Source organism: Candidatus Limnocylindrales bacterium, assembly GCA_035626395.1.
Classification (GTDB): Bacteria; Desulfobacterota; Binatia; order UBA1149; family CAITLU01; genus DASPNH01.
The window spans coordinates 26,728-38,586 of the sequence record DASPNR010000011.1; the positions used below are offsets into that span (position 1 = coordinate 26,728).

At 67.9% G+C, this 11,859-nt stretch carries 11 protein-coding genes; 2 read left to right on the forward strand and 9 right to left on the reverse strand.

Going from position 1 to position 11,859, the window contains the following annotated elements; translation table 11 throughout:
• Positions 1-13: 13 nt before the first annotated feature.
• Positions 14-1,699, reverse strand: a complete 1,686-nt coding sequence (locus tag VEC57_06030; GenBank protein HYB98678.1) for a hypothetical protein — start codon at positions 1,697-1,699, stop codon at positions 14-16.
• Between the two features lie 196 nt (positions 1,700-1,895).
• Between VEC57_06030 and VEC57_06035 the strand changes: the two genes are divergently transcribed.
• Complete coding sequence (locus VEC57_06035) at positions 1,896-2,834, forward strand: sulfotransferase domain-containing protein (protein ID HYB98679.1); 939 nt, start codon at positions 1,896-1,898, stop codon at positions 2,832-2,834.
• Between the two features lie 17 nt (positions 2,835-2,851).
• Here VEC57_06035 and VEC57_06040 read toward each other — a convergent pair whose 3' ends face one another.
• The 4 genes from VEC57_06040 to VEC57_06055 all read right to left on the reverse strand — a co-directional run bounded on the left by VEC57_06040 (position 2,852) and on the right by VEC57_06055 (position 6,016).
• Entirely contained in the window at positions 2,852-3,430 is a 579-nt protein-coding gene (locus VEC57_06040) for a DUF3501 family protein (GenBank protein ID HYB98680.1), read from the reverse strand.
• A gap of 74 nt (positions 3,431-3,504) precedes the next feature.
• Positions 3,505-4,848: an anaerobic glycerol-3-phosphate dehydrogenase subunit C gene (locus tag VEC57_06045; GenBank protein ID HYB98681.1), complete on the reverse strand. Its 1,344-nt coding sequence runs from the start codon at positions 4,846-4,848 to the stop codon at positions 3,505-3,507.
• Positions 4,849-5,035: 187 nt separating this feature from the next.
• Positions 5,036-5,455 (reverse strand): rubrerythrin family protein, encoded by a 420-nt coding sequence (locus tag VEC57_06050; GenBank protein ID HYB98682.1) that lies wholly within the window; start codon positions 5,453-5,455, stop codon positions 5,036-5,038.
• A 42-nt stretch (positions 5,456-5,497) separates the two neighbouring features.
• Positions 5,498-6,016, reverse strand: a complete 519-nt coding sequence (locus VEC57_06055; GenBank protein ID HYB98683.1) for a transcriptional repressor — start codon at positions 6,014-6,016, stop codon at positions 5,498-5,500.
• A gap of 222 nt (positions 6,017-6,238) precedes the next feature.
• Here VEC57_06055 and VEC57_06060 point away from each other — a divergent pair, with 222 nt between their 5' ends.
• Positions 6,239-6,745 carry a DUF1993 domain-containing protein gene (locus tag VEC57_06060; protein ID HYB98684.1) on the forward strand — a complete coding sequence of 169 codons (507 nt, stop codon included), beginning with the start codon at positions 6,239-6,241 and terminating at the stop codon, positions 6,743-6,745.
• Between the two features lie 19 nt (positions 6,746-6,764).
• On the opposite strand, the gene recR is transcribed toward VEC57_06060, so the two are convergent.
• The 4 genes from recR to VEC57_06080 are packed head-to-tail and all read right to left on the reverse strand — an operon-like array spanning position 6,765 to position 11,741.
• A complete protein-coding gene (recR, locus tag VEC57_06065; protein ID HYB98685.1) occupies positions 6,765-7,361 on the reverse strand; it encodes a recombination mediator RecR in 597 nt (198 codons plus the stop codon).
• Positions 7,362-7,394: 33 nt separating this feature from the next.
• Entirely contained in the window at positions 7,395-7,808 is a 414-nt protein-coding gene (locus VEC57_06070; GenBank protein ID HYB98686.1) for a YbaB/EbfC family nucleoid-associated protein, read from the reverse strand.
• A 26-nt stretch (positions 7,809-7,834) separates the two neighbouring features.
• Positions 7,835-9,739 (reverse strand): DNA polymerase III subunit gamma/tau, encoded by a 1,905-nt coding sequence (gene dnaX, locus VEC57_06075; protein HYB98687.1) that lies wholly within the window; start codon positions 9,737-9,739, stop codon positions 7,835-7,837.
• Between the two features lie 46 nt (positions 9,740-9,785).
• Positions 9,786-11,741 (reverse strand): PAS domain S-box protein, encoded by a 1,956-nt coding sequence (locus VEC57_06080; GenBank protein HYB98688.1) that lies wholly within the window; start codon positions 11,739-11,741, stop codon positions 9,786-9,788.
• Positions 11,742-11,859 lie beyond the last annotated feature (118 nt).

Sequence of the window (11,859 nt, forward strand, 5' to 3'; positions counted from 1 at the left end):
GCGCCACGTGAAGTCACGCCGTGCGCAAACGCAGCGCCCGCGCCAGCAGGATCGCCGTGAAAGGCAGCAGCAGGCCGACCGCCGTGGTCGTGATGAGAAGATCGCCGAGCTGCGAGTAGTCCGCCGGCGTCACGACCGCTCCGGTGGCCGGGTCCTTCACTTCGCGGGTGACGACGAAGATCTGATTGACGTACTTGGTGCCGAGCTGGGCCAGCGACAGCGCAAGGTTGGTGAAGGAGGCCATCACCGCGAAGTAGGTGGCCTTGAGATTGGCCGGCGCCGAACGGGCGATCCAGGCCAGCATCGGAATCATCGCGATCTGCCCGAGCGGAGACTCGAGCGCGGTATCGATGAGCGCGATGAAGCGCGCTCCGATCAGCCCCCCCGTCATCTCGGAGGTCCACTCGTGCAGGCCGTAGTACATGCCGACGTACGGCAGGGTAAGGACGGTGCCGCAGATGGTCAGGAAGCCGACCACGTAGGTGATGGAACGCTCGGCCATGAAACGCCGGAAGATGAACATGCCCGCGAGTGTCAGCACGTTGCCGATCAGGCTGAGGACGCTGAAGAACTGCGGGTCGAAGCCGAGCGTGTCGATCATCCACCAGCTCACGCCGGGGCCCGTGGTCGGCAGCGCGCGAAAGACGAAGATGACGATGGCGGTGCCGACCAGCGTCTGGCGCGCCACGTCGTCGAGCTCGCGCGTCAGACGGGCGACGAGGAATGCGACGATCGCGAAGGAGCCGGCGAAGATGATCTCCTGGCTGTAGGCGATCTCGCTCAGGCCCATCGAGACGGTAAAGATCACGAACAGCAGCCCGCCGCCGAGAATCCACCAGTTCGGCGGCGGCGGCACGTGCGGCTCGCGCAGCAGCTCGCGCGCCCTGGCCGGGTCGATGCCGGAGGCGATGAGGCGGCGGCGGTCGCGCACCTTGAGCGCCGCCGCAACGGCCACGCCGAGCACGGAGATGAGCGGGATCGCCAGCGCCATCAGGTAGACGCGGCGGTACACCGGCGTCATCTGCTCGGGCGGGAGCTGCTCGAGCCCGGTGAAGACGTACAGGTTCAGCAACGCGACGATGACGCCGCCGCCGATGATGGCCACGCGCCCCAGCGTCTGCATCGTCGTGTGCATGAGCTTGCGGCGTTCCTCGGCGACCGGCCTGCCCTCCTCGTCGACGCGCGGCACGGCTTCGACCGTCATGGCGTCGGCGACGGCGTCCTGCAGGACGTAGCCGATCGGCGCGAGCAGAACGCTCAGCACGTACCAGGCTTCGGCCGGCATGACGGTGGTCATCGCGGCGCGATCGGTCAGCAGGCCGATCATGATGAGCAGGCTGGTCGTGATCAGCCCGGCGCCGAGATAGATGAGCCAGCTCTTCCAGCGCCAGACCAGATCCACGATGTGCCCGACCGGCATCTTCAGGGCCCACGGGATGCCGGCCCAGAACCCGAGGCCGGCAAGGAAGGCCGCCGACAATCCCAGATACTCCTTGACGAAGAAGGTGCCGACGATTCCGGTCAGGCTCGAAATACCCGCCGCCATGTACACCATGAGCGGCGGCAGGTAGGACAGCCGCATCTCGCGCCCGAGCTCGAAGACGTTCTGGTCCATCCAGCGCCACGCGGCCGATCCGTGGCGGACGACGTCACCACCGGGTGGAGCTGGAGTCTGCTGAGTCGGGTCGATCTGTTCCATTCGGCACCTGAGGGCGGACCAGGATCGCGTGAGCGCAGCGCGGGCGCGGCGCAGCCGCCGTTTTTGGGACGGCTCGCCGGCAAAGACAAAGCGCGGCGGCTGCGCGCCGCAGGCCGGCGACACCGGCGGCGCGGTGCCGCCAGCGCTCGCGGAGCCGCCGTTGCGCCCGCACCAAGCGCGTTTCATTCTGCGCGCCATGACGACGTCGGCACGGCCGCAGCGCGAGCACGAGTACCTGACACTGACCACGGACAGTACTCGGTGGGAGCGCTACGCCCCGCGGGCAGGCGACATCGTCATCTCGACGCCGCCCAAGGCGGGCACCACCTGGACGCAGATGATCTGCGCCCTGCTCATCTTCCAGTCCCCGGACTTCGGCCGGCCGCTAAGCGTCATCTCCCAGTGGTTCGACTTCCGCGGCGGCGACATCGATGCCATCGCCGCCGAGTACGAGACGCAGAAGCATCGCCGGTTCATCAAGACGCACACGCCGCTGGACGGCCTCCCCTTCTACGACGAGGTCCGCTACCTCTACTGCGGCCGCGATCCGCGCGACATCTTCTTCTCCTTCGGCAACCACGCCGAAAACCTCAGCGACAGCATGCGCGAGCGCATCATGGCGGCCGCCGGAATGGACGTGCCGCTCGAGTTCCCCGAGGATCCGAACGAGTCGTTCCAGATGTGGCTGACGACCGGTGCCACGCCTTGGATGGAGGATGGCTTCCCGTTCGGCTCGGCCTTCTATCATACGCGCACGTTCTGGCGGTTCCGGCACCTTCCCAACATCCTGCTGCTGCACTACGCCGATCTGAAGCGCGATCGGGAAGGCGAAATGCGCCGCATAGCGCGCTTCCTCGACATCGAGGTGCCCGAGGAAAAATGGCCGCAGCTGGTGCAGGCTGCGTCGTTCGAGAGCATGAAGGCCCGAGCCGCCGAGCTGGCCCCGCTGTCCGAAGAAAATGGCTGGAAGGACAACGCCCGCTTCTTCCACAAGGGGCAGTCGGGACAGTGGCAGGGCATGCTCAACGAGGAAAGCCTGAAGCTGTACGAGCGCCTGCTGGCCGAGCGCATCCCGCCCGACATGGCCGAGTGGCTGCACTTAGGCCGGCTCGGAAGCGCAGCCGCCGTGGACTGAGCGCCTTACGCGCTCGCTCAGCTCGTCAGGTCTTGGCGCAGCGCGGCCAGCTGCGTATCCGTCAGCCGCGTCCGCGCCTGCAGCCGCGGGTGGTCGACGACGACCTCGACCCCTGCGCCTCCGCAGATCGCCCGCCCGCCGGCATCGCCGATGCGGAACTTGACGTAGTGCACGGAGCTGACCTTGCGGTCGTCGATCTGGCGCATGTCGAAGACCGCCGGGAAGCTGCCTTCGCCTTCGATCTCCATGCTCACGTGCTTCTCGATCCCGACGAGCTCGGCAAGGCGGCGCGCGCGCACTTCCGGCTCCGGATACTCGAGCAGCAGCGTCGCCGACAGCTCCCCGTCGCCGGGCACGAGCTCGTTGTACGTCTCGACCTCATGCTTGAGCGCCCTCGGGTCGGTGATCTGCTCGACGCGCGCCATCTCCTGCACCTGGTAGAGCATCGTGTCGTGGTTCTCGAACAGCAGCGTGATCTCGTCGCCGAGCTGCACCCGACGCGCGGCCTTGATCGGCAGGATGCGCTGGCGCACCTGGTCGCGAACGCGCTCGTAATCCGCGTTGGGTTTCACTTCCGAAGGCTGGATGGGTCGCATGAATCACCTTCCTCTGGAACGCGGCGGCGCACCACATGCAGCCGCGCGTCGCGCTGGAGGCGGCAGGCCCGCCACTATGTCGCTTCATCCTCCCTGGGCGGCACGGGAGTGGGAAAGCCGTTCTCGCGGTAGGAGAGCGCCAGAACCTGCACGGGATGCATCGGACGCGTGCCCGTCGCCTGCTCGAACTGGATGGCCGCCAGCGGGCAGTCGGTGGCCATCACGCCGCCCTCCTGCATCGCCTCGAACGTCGCTTTTCCCACCTGCATCGAGAGAGCGAAGTTCTCCGTCTTCATCGCCCACGTGCCGTCGTGGCCGCAGCAGCCGTCGACCACGCGCACCGTGGCGCCGGGCACGGCCTTCATGGCATCGCGCGAGCGGAAGCCGATGTTCTGCGCCTTCAGATGACACGGCACGTGGTAGGCCACCGCGCCGGGCGTGCTGCGAAAGCTGGTGTCGAGATGACCGTTGCGGCGCAGCTGGTGAATGTATTCCATCAGATCGTGCGTTGCCGTGGCCACCTTGCGCGCGGCCGCTTCCATGTCGGCACCCACCAGCTCCGGATACTCCTTGCGCAGCGTGTAGGAACAGGTCGGATTGATCGCCAGGATCGAGCAGCCGCGGTCGGCGTACGGCGCGAGCACGGCCACGTTGCGCCGCGCCTGCTCGCGCGCGAAATCGACGTCGCCGCCGTCCAGCGCGGGCATGCCGCAGCAGGTCTGCTCGGGCACCAGCACGCGCACGCCGCTGCGTTCGAGCACCTCCACCGCATCGCGGCCGAGATCGGGATTGTTGTACTCGACGAAGCAGGTGTGGAAGAGCACGACCTCGTCCACCTGCCTAGCCGTTGCCGGCCTGGCGCCGCGCCGGCTCCACCACCGCCCGAACGTCTGGGACGCGAAATCCGGCAGAAGCTTGTCGCGATGGATGCCGGCCATCTTCTCGAGCACGAGGCGGTGGAAGCGCGTGGCATTGGCCCAGTTGGCGAGCCGCGCGACCCGGGTGGCAAGGCGCCCGAGGCGCATCGGATCACCCAGCATCCTCTCGCGCGGCCGCACGCCGCGCCGGCGCGTACGCTGCGCGGTGTAGCGCATCAGCAGGCGCGGGAAGTCCAGCTGGAACTCGTGCCCGTCATCGGCGGTGTACGGGCATTTCACGTAGCAGAGCTTGCACTGGTAGCAGAGGTCGACGACGCGCTCGACGTCGGCCGCACCGAGCGCGCGGACGTCGCCGTCGTTGGCGTCGATGGCGTCGAACAGCGCAGGGAAGGACGGGCACAGGTTGAAGCAGAGGCGGCAGCCGTGACAGATGTCGAAGACACGCTCGATCTCGTCGTGCAGGCCCTTCTCGTCCCAATACTTCTCGTCGGAGGGATTGTAGGACAGCCCCGGAGTCGGATGTGTCTTGATGGGGTCCAATGGCGCCTCTCGGTGCGGATGCCGAGCGCGGGCGAAGGCGACGTGCCGTGCGTGGAGCAGGAGCTGCCGTGCGCGAAGGCGCCGCGTCCTGCTCCACCGGCACGAAGCGAGCGGCTCGACCATCGCCGTGGCGATGAGCGAGCCGCCGCAATGCAGATCACCCGCTATCGGCGTCCGCTCGAAGTGATCAGGCGATGGTCTTGAGTCCCTGCTCGAAACGACCGGCGTGCGACTTCTCGGCCTTGGCCAGCGTCTCGAACCAGTCGGCGATCTCGTCGAAGCCTTCCTCGCGAGCAGTGCGAGCCATGCCCGGGTACATGTCGGTGTACTCGTGCGTCTCGCCGGCGATCGCGCACTTCAGGTTGGCCTCGGTGTCGCCGAGCGGAAGGCCGGTGGCCGGGTCGCCGCACTTCTTCAGATAGTCGAGATGGCCATGGGCGTGGCCCGTCTCACCTTCGGCGGTGTCGCGGAACAGACCGGCGATATCCGGATATCCTTCGACGTCGGCCTGCTTGGCGAAATACAGGTAGCGGCGATTCGCCTGCGACTCGCCGGCAAATGCCGCCTGCAGGTTCGCCTGGGTCTTGCTTCCTTTGAGTTGTGCCATGAGTGTTCCTCCACCTTGAAACCGCGAGGGCGCGGCCGTTGTTCATTGCTCGGTTGACGGGACATCGGCCGCAGGGCTGCGGCCGCTTTCGCTGCGCGCCGCCGAGGGCCGGCAGGCGCTGCAAAGACCGAAGACGTTGACCTTGGCGCCGTGGACCTCGAAGCCGTCGATGACCGCCGCGCTCGTCAGCACTCCGGCGCCGTCGAGACGATCGTCGTAATAATCGGCCACGCTGCCGCACGACTTGCAGATCAGGTGATGATGCTGGTCCTGGTTGGCGTCGTAGCGCGCCAGGCTGCTGCCGGTGGCGACCTCGTCGATGATGCCGGCTTCGGCGAAGAGCTTGAGGTTCCGGTAGACGGTGGCCAGCGAGACCTTGGGCAGATGCGGCTTTACCCGCAGATAGACCGCCTCGGCCGTGGGGTGATCGAGGCTCTCGGCCAGGCAACGATAGATCACGCGGCGCTGCGGCGTGTCGGCAAGGCCCGCGGCGCGGCAGCGCTGGGCGAAACCGTCCGCGGCGGCGGCCGGCAACATCCTGCGGGACTTGGAAGTCGTCATCGGCTGCGAATAATTATCATTCGCGTGTGGAGGGTCAAGGCGCGGGCGACGGCCTGGCGGGCGCGCGTCGCGTTCACTGCCGCGCTTGGCGTGCACGACGCGCCGACGAGCCGGCCGCCGGCCCCTCGATCCGCGCCAACCTGCTCATCCGTTGTTGGAAACGGTGGCTGCCCTCATTAATGCGCACCTACCGGGTCGAAACGTTTCCGCAGGAGTAGTGCCATGACCACAGCCGCGACCATTACGCAGTTCGCCAAGATGCTGAAGAACCTGGACCGCTGGATCGAGACGGCGGTCGAGCACGCCAGGAAGAAGGGCTTCGATCCGGAGGTGTACACGCAATCGCGGCTGGCGCCCGATCAGTACGAGCTGATCCGCCAGGTCCAGTCCGCATGCGACGCCGCCAAGTACGCCGCGGCGTACTTGTCCGGCAGCGAGGCGCCGTCGCACCCCGATACGGAAAAAACGATCGAGGAGCTGCGGGCGCGCATCGGCAAGTGCGTGGCCTTCGTCGAGAGCACCGATGCGGCAAGGTACGCCAATGCCGCCGACGCCCGCGTGTCGCCGGCGTGGCTGCAGGGAAAGTGGATCAAGGGAGACGAGTACCTGACCCAGGTCGGAGTGCCGAACTTCTACTTCCACGTCTGCCACGCCTACGCGATCCTCCGCCACAACGGGGTCGAGCTCGGCAAGATGGATTACGTAGGGGGTATCCCCGTCAACGACTGAGCGCAGCGTCCGTCGCGCGTCACATCTCCCGCCGCCCTTCGAGCGCACGCCCGACAGTGACCTGATCGCTGTACTCGAGCGTGCCGCCCACGGGAATGCCGTGCGCGATGCGGCTGACGCGGATGCCGAGCGGCTTGATGAGGCGCGCCAGATACACGGCGGTGGCCTCGCCTTCGATGGTGGGATTGGTCGCCAGCACGACCTCCTGCACGCTCTCGCCGCCCAGGCGCTCGATCAGCTCGCGGATGCGAAGCTGCTCGGGGCCGCGCCCGTCGAGCGGCGAGATCGATCCGTGCAGGACGTGATAGGTGCCGGCGAAGCCGTGGCTGCGCTCGATGGAGACCAGGTCGGCCGGCTCCTCGACCACGCAGAGGACGGAACGGTCACGGCGCAGGTCGTCGCAGATCGTGCACGGATCCTTCTCGGTCAGCGCGAAGCAGCGGCTGCAAAACCGTGTCTGCGTCTTGACCGTCTCGATGGCGCGCGCCAGCTCGCTGGCGAAGCCCTGGTCTCCGCGCAGGATGAAGAAGGCCAGACGCGCGGCGCTCTTCTCGCCGATGCCCGGCAGCCTGGTGAAGAGCTGAATGAGCGCCTGCAGCGCCGGCGTATAGGCCACGTCTTCTCCGTCCGACGACCGGGAGCCGGCGCCTCAGCGACCGAGCCAGCGGCGGAAGCGGCCGCCGCCCGTGCTCTCGCCCGCCGCCTCGTCCTTGTCGTCTTCGTCGGCGCCGAGCCCCAGCTCCTCGCCGCCGCCGGGCAATCCCATGTCGCCGGCGATCTTCTGCATCTCGGCTGCCATCAGGTTCTGCGCCTTGGCGATGGCGCCGTTGACGGCCTTGACGAGCTGATCCTGGAGTTGGCGCTTGTCCGGGTTCTCGAGCAGCGACTGGTCGATCAGCACCCGCTTGATCTCGAGCTTGCCGCTGCACACCACTTCGATCTTGCCGTCGGCGGCGGTAGCCGAGACGTCCCGCTTCTCGACCTTCTTTTGAATCTGCTTCATCTGCTTCTGCAGGCCGCGGGCCTGCTTCAGCATCTGCATCATGGATGGCTCTTCCGCCACGTTCGTACTCCTTTGCCGGCGCCGGACTACTCGTCCAGGACCGAAACCTTGGTCACGCGCCCGCCGAGCTCGCTGACGGCCCGGCCGACCAGCGGATCGGCCAGCGCCTCTTGCCGCTTGCGCGCGATTCGATCGTTCTCGATGCGTTGCATGCTCACGTCGCCGCCACCGCCGCTGTCGGTGATGGAGACCTTGACGTCCGGCCCGAAGTGCACGCGCGCCAGCTCGGTGATGCGCGACATGACGGTCGGGTTCTGCAGCTTGTCGGGACGCACGGCGGTGGATGTCGGCCACAGGTCCAGGTGCGTCGGCGTGATGCGCGTTGCCTTGCAGTTGGTCAGCGTGACGTAGAGGTCGAGGCCATAGCGCGTGCGCGCGTCGTTGACGAAGGCCTCCCAGCGACGGGCGGCGGCCTCTTCGTCGGAAACGGGCTCGGGCGGCTCACCCTCGGCGCCGTCCCACACCTCGGGCTGCGCCGGCGGACGCGAGCCTGCAAGCGGCAGGCGCTCGCCTGCCGGTCCCGGCGGCGCGGCGGCACACAGGTCGGAAACGCCGGCGGTCGCGGCCGGCGGCAGCGAGCCTGCCGTGTCGGCAGCGCCGGGCACCTGTCGGCGCGGCGCTGCGGCCGCAGGCGCGGGTGCCTGGCGTGCCGGCGCGGCGGCCGGCGGCGGCGCCGCCGTTCGCTGCGGAGCGGCAGGCGCGGGCGCGGCAACCCGTTGCGGCGGAGCGGCAGGCGCACGCACGGGCGTGACGCCGGCGCCGGCCGCCGGCTGCGCCCCTCGCCCACCACGATCGTCCCCGCCGGCGTTGAGCCGCGCCAGGATCTCGGCAGCCGTCGCGACCGGCTCCAGCGACGCGACCTTGAGCAGCCCCATCTCCAGCACCAGCTCCGGATGACTGCCGCGCCGCAGGTCGGAAGCCGTGCCGAGCAGCGAGGAGAAGATGCGCTGCAGGTCCAGCACGCTGCGCGCGCCGCTGAGCTCGTTCGCCAGGCGACGCTGCGCTTCGGGAACATTGTCGCCGAGAGCGCCGGCACCGGCCACGGCGGCAACCGTGACGTGCCGGACCGTCTCCAGAATCTCGCCCACCAGCTTCTCGGCGTCGTAGCCGTAGCGCCGGACCTGGGCGACCAGCTCGACGATGCGCGCGGGCTCGCCCCGAAGCACCGCCTCGACGCAGCCACTGACCAGCTCGGTGCCGGCAACGCCGAGCACCTGCGCGACGTCGTCGGCGCTCAGTTCGCCGTCGGCGCCCGAGAGCACCTGCTCGAGCAGCGACTGCGCATCGCGCATGCTGCCGTCGGCCTCGCGCGCCAGCAGCGCCAGCGCCGGGCGCGCGATCGGCAGCGAATCGCTGCCCGCGATTCGCGCGAGCTGTTCCGTGATTTCTTCCTCGCCCAGGCGGCGGAAGTCGTAGCGCTGGCAGCGCGACAGCACCGTGGCCGGCAGCTTGTGCACCTCGGTGGTCGCCATGATGAACTTGACGTGCGGCGGCGGCTCCTCGAGCGTCTTGAGCAGCGCATTGAATGCCGCCGTCGAAAGCTGGTGCACCTCGTCGATGATGTAGACCTTGTAGCGGCCGATGGCCGGACGGTACTGCGAGGCCTCGATCAGGTGACGCACCTCGTCGATGCCGCGGTTGGACGCGCCGTCGATCTCGATGACGTCCACCGAGGCGCCCGCCAGGGACTGGCTGCACGACGGGCACTGGTTGCACGGCTCGGCGCCCTGGCGGTTCGAGCAGTTGAGCGCACGCGCCAGCAGCCGCGCCACCGTGGTCTTGCCGACTCCCCGCGTGCCCGTGAACAGGAACGCGTGCGGCACCCGGTCGCGCTTGATGGCGTTGGCCAGCGTCGTCGTGACGTGGCTCTGCCCCACCACGCTCGAAAAACTCAGCGGACGCCAGCGCCGCGCTACAACCTCATACGACATGGCCGAACGCTGTCGGTACCACCGGGGCCGGCCCCGGGCAAGATGCTCAGGCAGCGTTGTGGCGTGCGGTGCTGCTGCGTCCCGTAAACGTGGGAAGAGTGAAGAAGAACGTGGCGCCCTTGTCCGGCGCCGCCTGCGCCCACACGCGGCCGCCGTGCCGGGCGATGATGCGCTGCACGGTAGCGAGACCGATTCCGGTGCCTTCGAATTCGTCGGGCGCGTGCAGGCGGTTGAATACACCGAAGAGCTTGTCGGCGAACTGCATGTCGAAGCCGCAGCCGTTGTCGCGCACGAAGTACACCGTCTCGTCGCTCTCGGCGTAGCAGCCGAGCTCGATGACGGGCCGGTCGCGGTCAGCGGTGAACTTCCAGGCATTGGAGAGCAGATGGCCGAGCGCGACACGGATCAGGCCCGTGTCGCCGTAGGCGCGCACGAGATCGCGCTCGATGCGCACCTCGACGCTGCGCTCGGGATGCTCGCGGCGCAGCTCCTCGACGATCCGGTTGGCGGCGGCGGCCAGATCGACTTCGGCGGGCACGATCCGCTGGCGCGTGTAACGGGCGAGGTTCAGCAGGTCGTCGATGAGCCGGCCCATGCGCTGGCTCGCGTCGCGGATCCTCTTGAGGTAGCCCTTGGCGCGGTCGTCGAGCTTGTCGGAGTACTCACTCATGAGCATCTCGCTGAAGCCGCTCATCGCGCGCAGGGGCAAACGCAGGTCGTGCGAGATCGAGTAGCTGTAGGCTTCGAGCTCGCGGTTGGATGCGAAGAGCTCGCGATTGACGCTCTCGAGCTCGGCGGTGCGGGTGCTGACGCGTTCCTCCAGAGACGCGTTCAGGCGCCGTATCTCCTCCTCGGCACGAGTGCGCTCGGTGATGTCGCGGATGCTGACGCTGGCGCGATTTTCGCCGGTTGCCGCGTCCACGAAGCTGGCCGATGACACCTCTCCGACGAACGTGCTGCCGTCCTTGCGGCGAAACACCATGTCGCCCTTGAAGGTGCCCGTGCTGCTGCGAGCCGTGATCGCGCGTTGCAGGTCGGAGGGATCGGCAAGCACGGCCCCGCGCGGCAACGCGCGCAGCTCCGCCTCCGTGTAGCCGAAGGCGCGGCAGGCGGCAGGGTTGGCCGCCAGGATCGCACCATCGGGGTGCGCGACCAGGACCGGGTCGATGCTGCATTCGAATGTCGAGCGGTAGCGTTCCTCGCTCTGGCTCAGCGCCTGCTGGTAGCGCTCGCGTTCCTGGAGCGCCGCGCGCGTGATCCACACGCCGAGCGCGGTCAGCACGAAAGTTGCCACCGTCAGCATCAGGACCAGCAGCTGCTGCGTCTGCCGCGATGCCTCGCCCAGCGTGTACGAGAACGCGTCCTCGAGCGGAGTCAGAATACGCTCGATGCGGTCGATCTGCGTCAGAAGCACCGCCACCCGCGCCGGATCGGGATGTTCCTTCTGGACCTCGGCGCGGAGCTGGTCGGCAAGATGGGTGAGCTTCTCGATGTGCTGGTCCGCTTCGGTCCAGATGTCGATGGCGGCACTGACGAAGCTGACGTTCCGGAAGCGGCGGAAGAGCATGATCATGCCGTCGATGTCGGCAGGATCGTTCCGGCCCTCCAGGAATCCCTGACGGACCAGCGAGTAGTCGGGCTCGGGTTTCTCCAGCTCCTCGCGCGCCTTGCGGTCGCCGAGGGGAACCGCGATCGCTTTCAGGTAGCGCTGGAACTCCCGCTCGTCGCGGTTCTGGGCGTAGCGCTGCAGGTTGTAGACGGCCTGCTTCTGCGCCTTCGACCACATCGCCTCGCCGGTCACATACGCCCGCAGCGCCGTCAGGATGTCCATGCTGACGGCGGAGAAGATGAGCAGGCAGGCCAGCGTCAGGACGAAGGGGCAGATGACCAGGAGGAAAAGTCGCGTGCCGCTGGCTATGGGCCGGTGGATCTTCAGGGAACCCCCTCCGGTTGCTACGAGCTGTCCCGGCCCCCGCCCCGATCGATCAGGCCGATTCAGCACCTGAGGGATCGGCAACTCCTCCAAAAATTCTTGGCACGACAGCGCCGTGGGTGTCCAGTTGGAAAGGCACGTTTCTCCGTCGGCTTTGCCTCCGCCGGGTGCGGGCGCACCGCCCGCC

Coding starts and splice junctions, on each gene's coding strand:
- VEC57_06040 (HYB98680.1), bottom strand. CDS start 3,430: ATGCGACCCATCCAGCCTTCGGAAGTGAAACCCAACGCGGATTACGAG.
- dnaX (HYB98687.1), bottom strand. CDS start 9,739: ATGTCGTATGAGGTTGTAGCGCGGCGCTGGCGTCCGCTGAGTTTTTCG.
- VEC57_06030 (HYB98678.1), bottom strand. CDS start 1,699: ATGGAACAGATCGACCCGACTCAGCAGACTCCAGCTCCACCCGGTGGT.
- VEC57_06060 (HYB98684.1), top strand. CDS start 6,239: ATGACCACAGCCGCGACCATTACGCAGTTCGCCAAGATGCTGAAGAAC.
- VEC57_06055 (HYB98683.1), bottom strand. CDS start 6,016: ATGACGACTTCCAAGTCCCGCAGGATGTTGCCGGCCGCCGCCGCGGAC.
- VEC57_06035 (HYB98679.1), top strand. CDS start 1,896: ATGACGACGTCGGCACGGCCGCAGCGCGAGCACGAGTACCTGACACTG.
- VEC57_06050 (HYB98682.1), bottom strand. CDS start 5,455: ATGGCACAACTCAAAGGAAGCAAGACCCAGGCGAACCTGCAGGCGGCA.